Source organism: Solimonas fluminis, assembly GCF_002930645.1.
In the GTDB taxonomy this organism is placed as follows: Bacteria; Pseudomonadota; Gammaproteobacteria; order Nevskiales; family Nevskiaceae; genus Solimonas_A; species Solimonas_A fluminis.
Genome location: NZ_PSNW01000019.1, coordinates 21,003 through 36,298 on the forward strand (window position 1 = coordinate 21,003; position 15,296 = coordinate 36,298).

The 15,296-nt window shown below is 69.6% G+C and carries 15 protein-coding genes; 8 read left to right on the forward strand and 7 right to left on the reverse strand.

Translation table 11 applies throughout. The annotated features are described in order from the left end of the window. Positions 1 to 17: 17 nt before the first annotated feature. Both C3942_RS21370 and C3942_RS21375 read left to right on the forward strand, forming a co-directional pair. On the forward strand, positions 18 to 1,073 hold the full coding sequence (locus C3942_RS21370) for an aldo/keto reductase (protein WP_104232404.1): 1,056 nt from the start codon (positions 18 to 20) through the stop codon (positions 1,071 to 1,073). Next, positions 1,070 to 2,626, forward strand: a complete 1,557-nt coding sequence (locus C3942_RS21375; RefSeq protein ID WP_104232405.1) for an AMP-binding protein — start codon at positions 1,070 to 1,072, stop codon at positions 2,624 to 2,626. The genes C3942_RS21370 and C3942_RS21375 overlap by 4 nt, the downstream gene beginning before the upstream one ends. Positions 2,627 to 2,668: 42 nt before the next feature. On the opposite strand, the gene C3942_RS21380 is transcribed toward C3942_RS21375, so the two are convergent. The 7 genes from C3942_RS21380 to C3942_RS21410 all read right to left on the reverse strand — a co-directional run bounded on the left by C3942_RS21380 (position 2,669) and on the right by C3942_RS21410 (position 10,263). Next, positions 2,669 to 3,406, reverse strand: a complete 738-nt coding sequence (locus tag C3942_RS21380; RefSeq protein ID WP_104232406.1) for an SDR family oxidoreductase — start codon at positions 3,404 to 3,406, stop codon at positions 2,669 to 2,671. 25 nt (positions 3,407 to 3,431) lie between these two features. Next, positions 3,432 to 3,851, reverse strand: coding sequence for a PaaI family thioesterase (locus tag C3942_RS21385; protein WP_104232407.1), 420 nt, complete (start codon positions 3,849 to 3,851; stop codon positions 3,432 to 3,434). 3 nt (positions 3,852 to 3,854) lie between these two features. Beyond that, complete coding sequence (locus C3942_RS21390; protein ID WP_104232408.1) at positions 3,855 to 4,760, reverse strand: acyl-CoA dehydrogenase family protein; 906 nt, start codon at positions 4,758 to 4,760, stop codon at positions 3,855 to 3,857. Next, positions 4,760 to 5,896: an acyl-CoA dehydrogenase family protein gene (locus C3942_RS21395; protein WP_104232409.1), complete on the reverse strand. Its 1,137-nt coding sequence runs from the start codon at positions 5,894 to 5,896 to the stop codon at positions 4,760 to 4,762. Before C3942_RS21395 ends, C3942_RS21390 begins: the two co-directional genes overlap by 1 nt. A gap of 28 nt (positions 5,897 to 5,924) precedes the next feature. Further along, complete coding sequence (locus C3942_RS21400; protein ID WP_104232410.1) at positions 5,925 to 7,355, reverse strand: NAD-dependent succinate-semialdehyde dehydrogenase; 1,431 nt, start codon at positions 7,353 to 7,355, stop codon at positions 5,925 to 5,927. 138 nt (positions 7,356 to 7,493) lie between these two features. Then, positions 7,494 to 8,561, reverse strand: coding sequence for an AraC family transcriptional regulator (locus C3942_RS21405; RefSeq protein WP_165797570.1), 1,068 nt, complete (start codon positions 8,559 to 8,561; stop codon positions 7,494 to 7,496). Between the two features lie 19 nt (positions 8,562 to 8,580). Continuing rightward, a complete protein-coding gene (locus C3942_RS21410) occupies positions 8,581 to 10,263 on the reverse strand; it encodes an FAD-dependent oxidoreductase (RefSeq protein ID WP_104232412.1) in 1,683 nt (560 codons plus the stop codon). Between the two features lie 224 nt (positions 10,264 to 10,487). Here C3942_RS21410 and C3942_RS21415 point away from each other — a divergent pair, with 224 nt between their 5' ends. The 6 genes from C3942_RS21415 (at position 10,488) to C3942_RS21435 (ending at position 15,146) form a co-directional block, all read left to right on the forward strand. Beyond that, on the forward strand, positions 10,488 to 10,688 hold the full coding sequence (locus tag C3942_RS21415; RefSeq protein WP_104232413.1) for a ferredoxin: 201 nt from the start codon (positions 10,488 to 10,490) through the stop codon (positions 10,686 to 10,688). A gap of 76 nt (positions 10,689 to 10,764) precedes the next feature. Further along, complete coding sequence (locus C3942_RS21420; protein ID WP_104232414.1) at positions 10,765 to 11,577, forward strand: coniferyl-alcohol dehydrogenase; 813 nt, start codon at positions 10,765 to 10,767, stop codon at positions 11,575 to 11,577. Between the two features lie 16 nt (positions 11,578 to 11,593). Continuing rightward, entirely contained in the window at positions 11,594 to 12,841 is a 1,248-nt protein-coding gene (locus C3942_RS21425) for a cytochrome P450 (RefSeq protein WP_104232415.1), read from the forward strand. A 4-nt stretch (positions 12,842 to 12,845) separates the two neighbouring features. Continuing rightward, positions 12,846 to 13,250, forward strand: coding sequence for a Zn-ribbon domain-containing OB-fold protein (locus C3942_RS22470; protein WP_165797571.1), 405 nt, complete (start codon positions 12,846 to 12,848; stop codon positions 13,248 to 13,250). Continuing rightward, positions 13,247 to 14,410: a thiolase family protein gene (locus tag C3942_RS21430; protein WP_436286245.1), complete on the forward strand. Its 1,164-nt coding sequence runs from the start codon at positions 13,247 to 13,249 to the stop codon at positions 14,408 to 14,410. Before C3942_RS22470 ends, C3942_RS21430 begins: the two co-directional genes overlap by 4 nt. Before the next feature lie 4 nt (positions 14,411 to 14,414). Then, on the forward strand, positions 14,415 to 15,146 hold the full coding sequence (locus C3942_RS21435; RefSeq protein WP_104232417.1) for a DUF2889 domain-containing protein: 732 nt from the start codon (positions 14,415 to 14,417) through the stop codon (positions 15,144 to 15,146). Positions 15,147 to 15,296 lie beyond the last annotated feature (150 nt).

Consider the following 15,296-nt stretch of genomic DNA (forward strand, 5'->3'; position numbering starts at 1 on the left):
CCTTCCGGAGGAAACCGATGCCCACGCAGCTCGATCACTACCGCCTGCTGGGCCATTCCGGCCTGCGCGTGTCGCCGCTGGCCCTGGGCACCATGACCTGGGGCGTCGGGCAGGGCTGGGGGACCGACGAGGCGGAGGCCCGCAGGATCCTGGACCTGTATGCCGGCCAGGGCGGCAACTCCATCGACACCGCCAACTTCTATGCCAACGGCGAGTCCGAGAGCATGATCGGACGTCTCGTGCAGGGACGGCGCAATCGCTTCGTCATCGCCAGCAAGTACTCCCTGAGCATGTCGCCGGGCGATCCCAACGCCAGCGGCAACCACCGCAAGAACATGCTCCAGTCGGTCGAGGCCAGCCTGCGACGGCTGGAAACCGACCACCTGGACCTGCTGTACCTGCACGTCTGGGACCAGCGCACGCCGGTGGACGAAATCCTGCGTGCCTTCGACGACCTGGTGCGCGCCGGCAAGATCCTCTACATCGGCGTCTCGGACACGCCGGCCTGGCAGGCCTCGCGCATGCAGGCCATCGCCGAGCTGCGCGGCTGGAGCCGGCTGGCGGCCCTGCAGATTCCCTACAACCTGACCGAGCGCACGGTCGAGCGTGAGCTGATCCCCATGGCCGCGGCCATGGGCATGGGCGTGCTGCCCTGGTCGCCGCTGGCGGGCGGGGTGCTGTCCGGCAAGTACCGGCAGGACGACCTTTCCGCCGACCGCTCCGCGATGAATTCGCGCAGGAACATCAATGTCGCGACCGGCCGGCTCAGCGAGCGGACGCTGGGCATCGCGGCGCAGGTCACGGCCGTGGCGGGCGAGATCGGCTGCACGCCGGCGCAGGCGGCACTGGCCTGGACCCTGCTGAACCCGGCCGTGACCTCGCCGATCCTGGGCACGCGCACGGTGGCGCAGCTGCAGGACAACCTCCAGGCGCTGGAGGTGAGCTTCAGCGCCGCGCAGATCGACCGGCTCGACGCCGCCAGCCGCATCGATCTCGGCTTCCCGCACGAGTTCCTGGGCTCGGGCGTGATCGGGCCGATGTTCGGCAACGTCAAGGTGGCGGTGCGCCCATGAGCCGGGAGGACCTGCACCGGCCGCTGTACGTCCCGGACCTGCTGGTCAACGCGCTGAAGCAGGTGCCGGAGAAACCGCTGCTGCAGCTGGCGGATGGCACGATCTACACGGTGGGCGAGGTACGCGACGCCACCAGCCGCTTCGAGCAGGCCCTGCGCAGCCTGGGCGTGGCCAAGGGCACGCGCGTGGGCCTGCTGTCGGCCAACCTGCCCGAGGTGCTGTTCTCCAACAACGCGGTACAGCTGATCGCGGCGGTCTACGTGCCGATGTATCCGCTGGGCGGTCTGGCGGATCACCAGCACGTGATCGTGGATTCCGGCGTGGAGCTGCTGATCTTCGACGCCCAGCGCCATGGATCGCGTGCGGCGGAACTGGCGGAGCGCTGCCCCGGCCTGAAGCTGGCGGCCCTGGGAGAGAGCGCCCTGGCCCCCGATCTCTGCCGCCTGGCAGCCGGCTTCGCCGCGCAGGCCCTGGCGGCACCGCGGGTGGAGCCCACCGATGTGATCCGCCTGGGCTATTCCGGCGGCACCACCGGCAAGCCCAAGGCGCTGGCCAGCGTGCAGCGCACGGGCCTGGCCACCCTGCAGATGATGATGGCGGAGTGGGAGTGGCCCAACCCGCCGCGCTTCCTGTCCTGCACGCCGCTGTCGCATGCCGGGGCCGCCATGTTCATGCCGACGCTGCTGCGCGGCGGCAGCATGCTGGTGCTGCCGGGCTTCGATCCGGTGGCCGTGATGCAGGCGATCGAGCAGCACCGCATCAACTGCGTACTGCTGGTGCCGACGATGATCTACGCCCTGCTGGACCATCCGCGCTTCGGTGAATTCGACCTGTCGAGCCTGGAGACGGTGTTCTACGGGGCCTCCTCGATTTCGCCGCTGCGGCTGAAGGAAGCCATCGAGCGCATCGGCCCCGTCTTCTTCCAGTTCTACGGCCAGGCCGAGGCGCCGATGTCGGTGACCGTGCTGCGCCGTGCCGAGCACGACGTGAACGACCTGCGGCGACTGGCGAGCTGCGGACGTCCCACGCCCTGGGTGCAGGTGGAACTGCTCGACGGCGACAACCGCCCGGTGCCGGACGGGCAGCCCGGCGAGATCTGCGTGCGCGGCCCCCTGGTGATGGAGGGCTATCGCGACAATCCGGAGCTGACGGCGCAGGCCTTCGCCGGCGGCTGGCTGCATTCGGGCGACGTCGCCGTGCGCGATCCGGGCGGCTTCCTGCGCATCATCGACCGCAGCAAGGACATGATCGTCAGCGGCGGCTTCAACATCTACCCCCGCGAGATCGAGGACATCCTGGCCCTGCACCCGGCCGTGTCGCAGGCCGCCGTGATCGGCGTGCCGCATCCGAGATGGGGCGAGGCGGTCACCGCGCTCGTGGTGCTGCGCCCGGGCCAGGCCGCGAGCGCGGAGGAGCTGGTGGCGCTGGTGGCGGAGCGCAAGGGCTCCTTCCAGGCACCCAAGACAGTGGAGTTCGTCGAGGCGATTCCCCTGACCGCCGTCGGCAAGCCCGACAAGAAGGGGCTGCGGGCGCGCTACGGACAAGTTTCCTAGGGACGTCATGCCGGGGCGAAAGCCGGCATGGCGCCTTCTCTCTCAGCCAGCCCGGCGCGCGGCCACGTTCACGCTCACCAGCTGCACGTCCGCCGGCAGGTCGACCAGGGCGCGGAAGACCTCCGTCACCGAGTTGACGTGCGAGATCGGCCGCTCGCGCAGGTTGAGCCCTGCCGCCAGGGTGGCCTCGCGGAAGCGCAAGGCGAGCTGCGGGTCCATGCTGAAGGTCTTGCCCTCTTCCATCATCTGGCCGGCGCGGACGTTGGTGACCCGGATGCCCGCCGGCTCCAGCTCGTGGAACAGGCCCTCGGAGAAGCGTTCCAGGCCGGCCTTGCTGCTCTGGTAGGCCACCATGAAGGGGAACTTGAAACCTACCGATTCGCTGCTGACGTTGATGATGTGGCTGCCGCGGCCCATCAGCGGGATCGCGGCCCGGGCGCAGAGCATCGGGCCGGCCAGGTTGGTGGTCACGGCCTGCAGGATCTGCGCGTCGCTGGCCTCGGCGATCAGGAAGGGCTCGTAGACCGCGGCGTTGTTGACCAGCACGTCCAGACGCGGATGGTGCTTCGCGATCTCGGCGAAGGCGGCCCGCACCGAGTCGGGCGAGGCGACGTCGCAGGCGACCGCCAGGGCGCGTTCGCCCAGCTCCGCGGCCAAGGCCTCCACCTTGGCCGCGGTGCGGCCGAGCAGGACGACGTTCTCGCCGTCGCGGTGGAAGCGGCGGGCCAGGGCGCGGCCCAGGCCGACGCCGGCACCGGTGATCACGAGGGTCTTCGACATGTGCTGCTCCGTTACGAAGGGAGAATCAGCCGCGCGGCTTCAGGATCTTCCAGATGCCGTCGACGCTGGCGACCGTCCGCTCGCCGACGCCGATGAGCCCGCGCAGGAATACGAGGTCCGAACTCCGCCGCAGTACCTGCGGGCGGCAGACGATGAATTCTCCGACCTTGGCCGCGGAGATGAACTGGGTCTGCAGCTGCGCGGTGACGCAGTTCATCGCGCCGAGCTGCTGGATCACGGCGTAGCCCAGGCTGACGTCGGCAAGGGTCAGCAGCATGCCGCCGTGCACCGTGCTCATGTGTCCGTTGACGTGCGGCTGGCCGGAAACGAAGCCGACTTCCAGCTCCGGCAGCTTGCCCCGCGTCCAGAGACCACCGGAAACGCGAGAGAAGCCGTCGATGTCCAGCCGGGTCCAGCCTTCCGCCGCCAGGTTCTCCGGTGTCACGGTTCAGTGACCGAAGGCATGCCGTGCCACGGCCAGGGCCTGCCCGCCGCGGCCGCCGAGTTCGGAGACCAGGGCCTTGAGGCGGTAAGTCCAGAGATGCAGGGGGTGTTCCAGGGTCATGCCCATGGCGCCGAGCATCTGGTGCAGGTCGTAGGCGATGCGGGTGGCGCTCTCCTGTGCGTGCAGGGCCGCCAGCGCGGCGTCGGCGGGGTCGCCGGTGGCGGCGGCCTTCAGGGCCAGCCAGCGGACGCCGCCGGCCAGCACGGTGCATTCCGCCATGCGGTGCCGCAAGGCCTGGAAGCTGCCCAGCGGGCGGCCGAACTGCTTGCGCACGCTCAGGTGCTCGCCGGCCGAGGCGATGGCGGCCTGCAGCAGGCCCGTGGCCTCGGCCGCCAGGGCGACACGCAGCCAGGTCCGCACACTGGCCGCGTCCTCGGCGGACAGCACGGTGGCGGCGGGGCGGCGCTTGAGCCGGCCCATCGGGTAGGCGAACAGGGATTCCGCGGGCTCGACATCGCCGGGCGTCACCCGTGCCAGGCTGACCTGGTCGCCGTCGATCAGGATCAGGGTTTTCGCGGTGGCGACGAAGCGTCCCGGCCGGCCGTTCTCGACCACCGCGATCGGCCGCGGCCATTCGCCGGGCAGTTGCGGCCGCACCAGCATCGACAGCGCGGTGTCGACGGTGCAGGGCAGCCAGGCCAGGCGCTCCACGGCCATCGCCGCGGTCAGCGAACCCAGTTCGGGCACCTGGGCGATGTCGAAGTAGCCCCCGTCGTCGAGTTCACATTCCAGGCCGTCGCCGGCCAGCGCGAAGCCATGGAAATCGATGGGCCTGAACTCGAAGGGCTTGGCCAGCCGGTCGAGGGCGCTCATCAGCGCGGACTGGTCGGTTGTGAGCGTGAAGTCCATCAGCGGGGCTCCCGCGGAAGCTGCAGCAGTTCCGTGGCGATCAGGTTGAGCTGGATCTCGGCGGCGCCGGAGGCGATGCCGGCGACGATGGCGCGCTGGTGGTGCGCCAGCAGCAGAGGGTCGCCTCCCGACAGCGCTTCGGGCAGGTGCTCGACGACGAACTCTCCGACCAGGCGCTCGCACATGACCGTGGCATAGCGCGCGGCGCTGGCTTCGGGGCCGGTGGGCGTGCCGTGGCGGCGCTGGTCGACGATCTGGTAGCTGTACAGGCGGGCCGCCTCGCAGGCGGCATGGGCGCGGGCCGACTGCTCGACGGCACCGTGGCCGTAGCGGCCCTCGCGGCGCAGGCGCTCGACGGCGCGGCGCAGCATGCGCGAGGCCAGCGCGAAGCGGGGGATGCCGACGCGTTCCAGCGACAGAGCCGCACGGGCAATCTCCCAGGCCTGGCCCTCGGCGCCCAGCAGCGCGCTTTCCGGCACCCGCACGTCGTCGAAGAACACCTCGTGGATGTCGCCCTCGCCGATGACGCTGGGAATCTGGCGCACGGTGATGCCCGGCGTGTCCATCGGTACCAGGAATACCGACATGCCGGTCTTGCCGGGCGCGGTGCGCGCCAGCAGGAAGCAGGTATCGGCATGGCCGGCGTAGGAGGTCCAGATCTTCTGGCCGCTGATGCGGTAGAAACCGCCATCCTTCTCCGCGCGGGTGCGCAGCGAGGCGAGGTCGGACCCGGCTTCGGGTTCGGAGAAGCCCTGGCACCAGAGGGTCTCTCCGCGCGCGATCGGGGGGATGTAGCGGGCCTGCTGCGCCTCGCTGCCGAAGCGCATCAGCACGGGGCCGATCCAATTGACGTTCATGTACTGGCCGCCACGCGGCTCGCCCGCGGCCCACATCTCCTCGGCCAGGATGAAGGCGGTCCAGGCGTCGGCATCGCGGCCGCCCCAGCGCTGCGGCCAATGCGGCACCAGCAGGCCGGCCTCGGCCAGCGCGCCGCAGAACTTCTTGGAGAAGGCGCTCTGCGACTCCGAGCCCGGGCCATGGGCCTGGGCCTCCCAGTCGGCAGGCAGGTTCGCGGCGAGGAAGGCCCGGACCGTGTCGCGGAAGGACTGCTGCTCAGCGTCCCACTGGAAATCCATCAGGCTCGCTCCCGAGTGTTCTTTATTTCTACAAGCCGAGGCACAGGTACTTGATCTCCAGGTAGTCGTCGATGCCGTACCGGGAGCCCTCGCGGCCGAGGCCCGAGGCCTTGACGCCGCCGAAGGGCGCCAGCTCCGTGGAGATCAGGCCGGTGTTGACGCCGACGATGCCGGCCTCGATGCGCTCGGCCACGCGCCAGATGCGGCCGATGTCGCGGGCGTAGAAGTAGGCGGCCAGGCCGAAGGGCGTGGCGTTGGCCTGCGCCACCGCATCGTCCTCGTCGCGGAAGCGGAACACCGGAGCCAGCGGGCCGAAGGTCTCCTCGCGGGCCACCAGCATCTCGGCCGTGGCACCGGTCAGCAGGGTCGGGGTGAAGAAGCGCCCGCCGCGCGCATGCGGCATGCCGCCCGTCAGGACCCGGGCGCCCTTGGCGGTGGCATCGCCGATGTGCTCGCGTACCTTGGCCAGGGCCTTGTCGTCGATCAGCGGGCCGATCTCGGTGCCCGCCTCGGTGCCGGCGCCGACCTTCAGCGCCGCGGTGGCGGCGGCCAGCCTCTCCACGAAGGCGTCGTGGATGCCGGCCTGGGCATAGATGCGGTTGGCGCAGACGCAGGTCTGGCCGGCGTTGCGGAACTTGGATTGGATGGCGCCGGCCACGGCCGCGTCGAGGTCGGCATCATCGAAGACGATGAAGGGCGCGTTGCCGCCCAGTTCCAGGCTCAGCTTCTTGATCGTCGGCGCGCTCTGTTCGTAGAGCTTCGCGCCGATCTCGGTGGAGCCGGTGAAGGACAGCTTGCGCACCTTGTCGCTGGCGGTCAGGGTGTCGCCGATCTCGGCGGCGCTGCCGGTGACCACGTTGAGCAGGCCCGCGGGCAGGCCGGCCTCGCCGGCCAGCGCACCGAGCGCGAGCGCGGTGAACGGGGTCTGCGACGCCGGCTTGACCACCACGCCGCAGCCGGCCGCCAGGGCCGGGCCGATCTTGCGCGTGATCATCGCCGCCGGGAAGTTCCAGGGCGTGATCGCCGCCACCACGCCGATGGGCTGCTTCAGCACCACGATGCGCTTGTCCGGCGCGTGGCTGGGGATCACGTCGCCGTAGACCCGCTTGGCCTCCTCGGCGAACCACTCGATGAAACTCGCGGCATAGGCGATTTCGCCGCGGGCCTCGGCCAGGGGCTTGCCCTGCTCCTGCGTCAGCAGGGCGGCGAGTTCTTCCTGCCGTGCCATGATCAGGTCGTGGTAGCGGCGCAGGATGCGGGAACGCTCCTTGCCGGTCAGGCGCGACCAGGGACCCATGGCCTGTTCGGCAGCGTCGATGGCGCGGCGGGTCTCGGCGGCGCCCAGGCGCGGCACGCGGCCGATCACCGCGCCGGTAGCCGGATCGTCGACCTCGATCCAGCGCTCGCCGCTGACCCATTCGCCGCCGATCAGGCAGGCTTCCCGCTTCAGGCTCGTCATGCCGCGATCTTATCGGCAGGCAGGCGGGGCCTCGGGCCTATTGCATGCGCAGGCACATCATGGGTCATCGACAGGACAAGCCGAGGCGGGAAGGGCGGAGGCCCACCGGGCGTCCACCCCGCCGAAGGCCTCGCTGCACTACGCGGCCTTGCGCAGCTCCAGCCGGCGCCGGTAGCCCTGCGGCGTGGAGCCGGTCCAGCGCTTGAAGGCGCGGCCGAAGCTCGATTGCTCCGAGTAGCCCAGCATGGCGGCCAGTTCGTCCAGCGCCACCTCGCTGGCCTGCAGGCAACTCTCGGCCAGTTCCCGGCGCTGGCGCTCCACGATCTCCGAGAAGCGCAGGCCGTGGCCGCTGAGGCTGGCCTGCAGCGTGCGGACCGGGATGCCCATCTTGCCGGCGCAGTGCTCGATCGAGCACTTGCCGGACGACAGGGAGCCGCGCACATAGTCCTCCACGCGCTCGACGATGCCCTGGCGAGAGGCATTGCGGACCCGCTCGAAGTAGCCGCCCAGCAGGCGGAACAGCAGGCGGTTGGCGCTGGCCACCGGCTGGTCGAGCACGGCGCTGGGGAAGGCGATGACGCTGACCTCGGCGCGCGGGCGGAACTCGCAGCCGAAGAATCTCGCGATCTCCGGAAGGTCCTTCTGCCTGGCGTCGATGCGCAGCCCGACGTAGCGCGGCTTGAAGGAGCGCCCGGCAAGCTGGCGCAGCAGCTTCATCGTCATCAGCGTGCCCTTGTAGCTGGCCTGGTCGGCGGCGCCCGGGTCGCTCTGCACGCGCCAGCGCAGCTCGGCGAGCTCGGGACCTTCCACCAGCTCCATCGCCACCAGCGGGCAGTGCACCACCGGGATGTAGTCGATGAAGCAGGCCAGCGCCTCGCGGAAGCTGGACGCGGAGCGGCACAGCGTGGCGATGGCGCCGAAGGTGTCCGGATCCTGGAACTCGCCCAGGCGCAGGCCGAACAGGGGATCGTTGAAGGCGCGGCTGCAATGCTCCATCAGCTGCACCAGGCCCTTGCTGTCGATATAGGCATCCGGATCGCGCATCGCCCGTGGGTCGATGCCGTGCCGCTCCAGCAGCTCGCGAGGATCGGCACCGAGGCCGCGCACCAGGTCGCCGAAGCCGGCGAGGTTGGCGGCGCGGATCTGGAGGCCGACCGGCACCGTGTCCAGAGGGCCCTCGAGGCTGTAGAAGAATGCTTCGCTCATCGCCGCTCTCCTTCGTTGCTCAGTCCGTCGTCGCGCCCAGTGCATGCCGGGCCGCGACATAGCCCCAGGTCATCGCTGGCCCGATGCTGCCGCCGGCCCCGGGCTCCACTCCGCCCATGACCGAGGCGCTGGAGCTGCCGGTGGCGTACAGGCCCGGGATCGCCGAACCGTCCGTCCGCAGCACCCGTGCCTGAGCGTCGGTCAGCAGGCCGCCGAAGGTGCCGACGTCGCCGGGGTAGAGCTGCACGGCATGGAAGGGCCCCTGCTCGATCGTGCCCAGCGTGTTCGAGGGGGTGTGCAAGGGGTCGCCCACCCAGCGGTCGTAGGCCGAATCGCCGCGGCGGAAGTCCTCGTCGCGGCCCTGGCGCACGAAGCCGTTGAAGCGTTCCACGGTCGCGCGCAGCGTGGCGGCGTCGATGCCGCAGTCCGCGGCCAGCGCTTCCAGCGTGGCGCCGCTGCGCAGGAAGTTCGCCTCCGCCCAGGCCTTGGGCTTCTTCCTGCCCGGCATCGTGCCGGCCAGCATGTACTTGCCCAGGTACTGGCTGTCGAACACCATCCAGCTCGGTATGGCCGGCGCCTTGCGGGCGTGTTCCATCATGCGTTCGCTGAACTCGGGATGGGAGGAGGATTCCCGCGCATAGCGGCGGCCGGCCTGGTCCACCACGATCGCATGCGGCTTGCAGACGTCGTTCTGCATCGCCGCCTTGATCATCATCTTCTCGCTGCCCGGCGGCAGCGCGATCTCCATGCCGATGCGCTCGCCCATCTGCGCCAGTGCGGCGCCGATGCGCTCGCCTTCCTCGATCATCTCGCCGGTATCGGCCTCGATGGCGCTGGACCAGGCGGCGGAGGTGCCGGGGATGTAGCGATCCAGCATGCGCTGGTTGCGGGCGAAGCCGCCGGCATTGATCAGCACGCCCAGGGTGGCGGCGACCGCCTGCTCCCGGCCCTTCCGGACGAGCCGTACGCCGCTGGCGCGGCCGTCCTGCAGGAGGATCTGCCTCACCTCGGCCTCCAGCCAGATCTCGACGCCGGCCTGCAGCGCGGCATGAAGCAGCTGGCCCTGCAGGGCCTGGCCGGCGGTGCTGCGCTGGCGGCCGGTGAGCTTGTCGGCGACGGCGCGTCCGAGGATGCGCAGCAGTGTCTTCCTGGCCTCGCCGCTGCGCTTGACCAGCGGCAGTTGCATGGCCTCGTCGAGGTTGGCGGGCAGGGGCAGGAAGCCGGGGCGCAGCTTCTTGCGCCAGTCGCCGAGCCGGCGGATGTCGAACAGCTCCGACACCACGGCGCGGCCGGGCACCGAGGCGCCGGGAGCGTCGTAGTAGTCGGGCCAGGACGGAATGCGGCGGAACTTCAGGCCCTGTTCCGCCAGGAAGTCGATCATGCGCGGCGCCTGCTCGACATAGGCCAGGCGGCGCTCGCGGCAGGCCCCCGGCATGTCCGGACGCTCGCCGATCACCGCGTCGAGATAGGCCGTGGCCTGCTCCGCGCTGTCCTCGATGCCCGCCTGCTTCATGTAGCGGTTGGCCGGAATCCACATCACGCCGCCGGAAATGGCGGTGGTGCCGCCCACCAGGGCGGTCTTCTCCAGCACCAGCACGCGCTTGCCGGCCTTGCGCAGCACCAGGGCGGCGCACATCGAGCCGGCACCGCTGCCGACGATGACGAAATCGAAGCTCTGCGGCGGGGCGCCGTTGCTGTCCATCTGTCCTTCCTCCGGTTCGCCGCGGGTGCCGGCGCCTGCAGGGGCGGGCCGGTCGTTGATAAACACCATTGTTGATTGATTGTGCCGCCGTGGTCAAGTGCCCTGCCGGCCTGGAACAATCCTCTTTATGAACACCACTGTTGAGTGTTAACGGGCTTTGTGCGATAAAGGCGCGGCGTGGGCCACGACTCTTTCTACTGTCCGCGCGGCGTCTGGAGGACGACATGAAAATCCGCATCGACAAGGCCAGGTGCGTGGGCAATGCCCGTTGCGCCGCGATCTCGGAAACCCTTTTCCCGCTCGACGACGATGGCTATATCGCGATCACCGAGGTTGACGTGCCGCCGGGGCAGGAACAGATCGCCCGGCGCGGTGCCCGGGCCTGCCCCGAGCGCATCATGATCATCGAAGAAGACAGCAAGTAGACCGCAAGCGGCGCGCCGCCGGCGCGCCATCCGCAATCAGGACTTGATAAGAACTAAGCCGCAGGAGAATCGGGACATGGACTTTCTGGGATACAAGGGCAGGCGCGTGGTGGTCAGCGGTTGTTTCTCCGGCATGGGCGAGGCGACGGCCCGCCAGCTGCTGGAGCAGGGGGCCGAGGTGCATGGCCTGGACTACAAGCCCACGGCCCTGAAGCTCGCCTCCTTCAACCAGGTGGACCTGCGCGACCCGGCCGCGATCGACGCCGCCGTGGGCAAGATCGGCGGCAAGGTCGATGCGCTGTTCAACTGCGCGGGCCTGCCGCAGACGGCACCGGCGCTGGACGTCATGAAGGTCAACTACGCCGGCACGCGCCGCGTCACCGAGCGCGTGCTGCCGCTGATGCAGGCAGGCGGCGCCATCGTCAGCGTGTCCTCCAACGGCGGCATGGGCTGGAGCCGCCGCATTCCGACCATCATGCAGCTGATCCAGGCCGACGGCTACGAGGCCGCCGTGAAGTGGTGCGAGGACAATGCCGAGACCGTGCGCGAGGGCTATGCCTTCTCCAAGGAGGCGATCATCGTCTGGACGATGCTGATGTCCAACCGCTTGATCAAGAACGGCATCCGCATCAACTGCACCATGCCGGGCCCGACGCAGACGCCGATGATGAGCCACTTCGAGCAGGCCACCAAGGCTTCGGTGCTCGAGGCGGCGATGCAGCCGATCAACCGTCGCTCGACCCCGGACGAGCAGGCCGCCGCGCTGCTGTTCCTGAACAGCCCGGTCGCCAGCTACGTCAACGGCGTGTCCTTCGCGGTGGACGGCGGCTTCATGGCCGGCATCGCCACGGGGCAGATCGATCCCCGCAGCCTGATGGCCAACGCCTGAACCCCGGAGCACCAAGATGAGCGAAACCCTCAGCCCCGCGGTGGCACGTCCGGATCACATCACGGACGCGGTCTTCTACGACTTCGACATGTTCGCGGACCCGGCCTACCTGGCCAATCCGCACGCGCGCATCCTGGACATGCACAAGAGCGCGCCGCCGATCTTCTGGACCCCGCGCAACGGCGGCCACTGGATGTTCGTCAGCCATTCCGCCAACTTCGAAGCCTCGCGCGACGTCGAGAAGTTCTCCAGCGAGATCGTGCCGCAGTCCAAGATCAAGGAAATGCTGGCCAAGCTGCCGCCGGGCGCGCCGCACATCCCGCAGCCGCTGCCGATCAACATCGATCCGCCGGACCACACCATCTACCGCGCGCCGCTGCAGCGCGCCTTCTCGCCCAAGGCCATCAACGAGCTCAAGGGCAGCATCCGCGAACTGGCCATCTCCCTGATCGAGGGCATGAAACCCAAGGGCTCCGCCGACTTCGTCTCCGAGGTGGCCGAGCCGCTGCCGGTGCAGGTGTTCCTCAAGATGTTCGGCCTGCCGCTGGAGAAGCAGGCCGCCTACCGTGCCTTGGTCAAGGAGCACATGGAGAACATCAAGAACCACGATCCCGCGATGATCGTGCGGCGCATGCTCAAGCTCACCGCGATCATGAAGGAGACCATCCTCGATCGTAAGGAGAACCCGAAGGACGACCTGATCAGCATGCTGTGGCAGACCCGTATCGGCGATCGCGAGACCACGATCAACGACATGGAGAACTACTGCGTGGTGCTGTTCACCGCCGGCCTCGACACCGTCGTCAACGGCATCAGCCTGGGCGCCTACCACATGGCCACCCATCCGGAGCTGCAGCAGCAGCTGCGCGCCGATCCCTCGCAGATCCCGGCCGCCACCGAGGAAATGCTGCGCCGCTACACCTTCACCGTACCGCTGCGCCGCGTGAGCAACGACATCGAGTTCCAGGGCGTGCAGCTGAAGGCGGGCGACCGCATCATGCTGTTCCTGCCGGGCGCAGACCTCGACGCCAAGGAGTACCCGAACCCCGAGGTCTACAACCACAAGCGCGAGAACAGCGTGCATATCGCCTTCGGCGCCGGCCCCCACCGCTGCCTGGGTTCGCACCTGGCGCGGGTCGAACTGCAGGTGGTCTACGAGGAACTGCTCACCCGCCTGCCGGCATTCAGCCTGGACGCCTCCAAGCCGGTGACCTTCCACGGCGGCCACGTCGTGGGCCCGGACCACGTCTGGCTGAAGTGGTGACGAAATGGCAGTGACCCGTCCGCTGCCCCGGCTGGATGCCGACAACCGGCCCTTCTGGACCGGCGGCGCGGAAGGGCGTCTGCTGCTGCACCGCTGCCAGGACTGCAAGAGCTTCGTGCATCCGCCGCGCCCCGTCTGCCGCTACTGCCTCTCGGAGAACGTGGTTCCGGAGGCCGTGGCCGGCACGGGCGTGGTGGACAGCTTCACGGTCAATCACCAGAAGTTCCATCCGGCCTTCGAGGTGCCCTATGTCATCGCGCGCATCGCCATCGATGGCGCGCCGGGCGTGTACCTCACCAGCAACATCGTCGGCTGCCCGGCGGACTCGGTCGATTTCGGCGATCGGGTGAAGGTGACCTTCCTGCAGCAGGACGGCGTCTGGCTGCCGCTGTTCGAGAAGCTCGGCTGATGACCGTCGACGAAGCCTATATCAGCGGCATCGGCCAGTCCGAGATCGCCGTGAAGCAGAAGCGCCACCCCTTGCTGCTGACACTGGATGCCGTCCGCGAGGCCCTGGACGAAGCCGGCCTCGGCATCGGCCAGATCGATGGCGTCTCCACCTATCCCGGCCGCGTGCCTGCCTTTCTCGGCTTCTCTCCGGTCGGGGCCGACGAACTGATCGACGCCCTGGGCATCCGCGCCCGCTGGTACGCCGGCGGCGGCGAGATCACCTCGCAGCTCGGCGCCGTGGTGGCCGCCGCCACCGCCGTGCGCGCGGGCCTGGCGCGCCACGTCATCTGCTTCCGCACCGTCTACGAGGCGGCGGCCCTGGCGCGGCCCGAGGAGTACCCGCCGCTGCGCCGCGACCGCGTCGATGGCCATTCGCAGTGGTTCGCACCCTTCGGCGCCATCTCCGCGGCCAACTGGACCGCGCAGTACGCCATGCGCCACGTCAAGCGCTACGGCCTGACGCGCGAGCAGCTGGCGCAGATCGCGCTGACCGACCGGGCCAATGCCTGCAGGAATCCGCGCGCCCTGGTGCGCGAGCCGTTGACGATGGACGAGTACCTGTCGGCACGCATGATCTCCTCGCCGCTGTGCCTCTACGACTGCGACCGCTTTACCGATGCCTCCACCGTGATCATCGTTTCGGCGGGTGGCGCGCTGGACGAGGTGCGCTGCACGCCGGTGCGCATCGCCGCTATGGCCGGCACCGTCGAGCGCCACAGCTGGGACCAGGCCGAGTGGATGGCCTGCTATCCCACCGGCGCCGAGCTGTGGAAGCATGCCGACTACAAGCCGGCCGACGTCGACACCGTGCAGCTCTACGACGGCTTCAGCTTCCAGGCCGTGGCCTGGCTGGAGTCCCTGGGCTTCTGCGGAGTGGGCGAGGGCGGGCGCTTCATCGAGGGCGGAAGGCGCATCGCCCTGGACGGCGAGCTGCCGCTGAACACCTTCGGCGGCCAGATCGGTGCCGGCCGCCTGCACGGGTTCGGCTTCGCGCACGAGGCGGTGGTGCAGCTGCGCGGCAAGGGCGGCGAGCGCCAGATCGCCGGAGACCCGAAGGTGGCCGTCGCCACCTCCGGCGGCGGCCCGCTGGCTACCGCCCTGCTGCTGGCCAGGGACTGAAGCCGTGAGCGCGCTCGACCAGCTCCCAGGGTTCCGGCGCCGTTTCCGCGTCACGCCCGGCCGGGGATGGGTGCGCAGCGAGGTCGAGGACGACTATCACCACATGACGGTGATCCTGCGGCACGAGGCCGGCGTGGTGACCGAGGTGGAGCCCATCATGCACCGCGCGCCCTGGACCACCTGTCCGGGGGCGCCGGCCCAGTTGCGGCAGACCTTCACCGGCGTCGCGCTGGAAGACTTCGCCTTGCGCGGCGAGAAGACCGCCAACTGCACCCACCTGCATGACCTGGCGGTCCTGGCGGCGGCGCATGCCCAGGACCGTGCTCCGCTGGTCTACGACATCCTGGTGTCCGATCCCGTCGAGGGCCGGCGCCGCGTGGAACTGCGCCGCGACGGCGAACCCCTGCTGGGCTGGAGCGACCAGGACCATCGTATCGTCGAGCCCGCGGAGCTCGCCGGTCTCGGCCTGTTCGATCAGCTGCGGCCCTGGATCGACTCGCTCGACCCGCCGCGCCAGGAGGCGGCGCGCCTGCTGCGCTGGGGCGCCATCCTCGCCCATGGGCGCGTCATCCCCATGGAGCGGCAATCCGACGCCAGCCGCATGCCGCCGAACTGCTACAGCTTCCAGCCGCCGCGCAAGGCCCAGGCCCGGCGCGTCGGAGCGATCCGTGATTTCAGCCAGGGTCCGGCGCAGCCGCTGGACCCGTACACCCCTGCAACCGCGCCCGCGCCCTGATGCCGCGCGCCGCCCTAGGAGAAGATTCATGAAGATGAACGACATGGTGCTGATCAGCGTGGACGATCACATCAGCGAGCCGCCGGACATGTTCAAGGCGCACCTGTCTGGCGAGGAGCTGAAGACGGCGCCGACGCTGCACGTGGCGCC

Coding starts and splice junctions, on each gene's coding strand:
- C3942_RS21425 (WP_104232415.1), top strand. CDS start 11,594: ATGAGCGAAACCCTCAGCCCCGCGGTGGCACGTCCGGATCACATCACG.
- C3942_RS21400 (WP_104232410.1), bottom strand. CDS start 7,355: ATGACGAGCCTGAAGCGGGAAGCCTGCCTGATCGGCGGCGAATGGGTC.
- C3942_RS21420 (WP_104232414.1), top strand. CDS start 10,765: ATGGACTTTCTGGGATACAAGGGCAGGCGCGTGGTGGTCAGCGGTTGT.
- C3942_RS21390 (WP_104232408.1), bottom strand. CDS start 4,760: ATGGACTTCACGCTCACAACCGACCAGTCCGCGCTGATGAGCGCCCTC.
- C3942_RS21395 (WP_104232409.1), bottom strand. CDS start 5,896: ATGGATTTCCAGTGGGACGCTGAGCAGCAGTCCTTCCGCGACACGGTC.
- C3942_RS22470 (WP_165797571.1), top strand. CDS start 12,846: ATGGCAGTGACCCGTCCGCTGCCCCGGCTGGATGCCGACAACCGGCCC.
- C3942_RS21410 (WP_104232412.1), bottom strand. CDS start 10,263: ATGGACAGCAACGGCGCCCCGCCGCAGAGCTTCGATTTCGTCATCGTC.
- C3942_RS21405 (WP_165797570.1), bottom strand. CDS start 8,561: ATGAGCGAAGCATTCTTCTACAGCCTCGAGGGCCCTCTGGACACGGTG.
- C3942_RS21370 (WP_104232404.1), top strand. CDS start 18: ATGCCCACGCAGCTCGATCACTACCGCCTGCTGGGCCATTCCGGCCTG.
- C3942_RS21415 (WP_104232413.1), top strand. CDS start 10,488: ATGAAAATCCGCATCGACAAGGCCAGGTGCGTGGGCAATGCCCGTTGC.
- C3942_RS21375 (WP_104232405.1), top strand. CDS start 1,070: ATGAGCCGGGAGGACCTGCACCGGCCGCTGTACGTCCCGGACCTGCTG.
- C3942_RS21380 (WP_104232406.1), bottom strand. CDS start 3,406: ATGTCGAAGACCCTCGTGATCACCGGTGCCGGCGTCGGCCTGGGCCGC.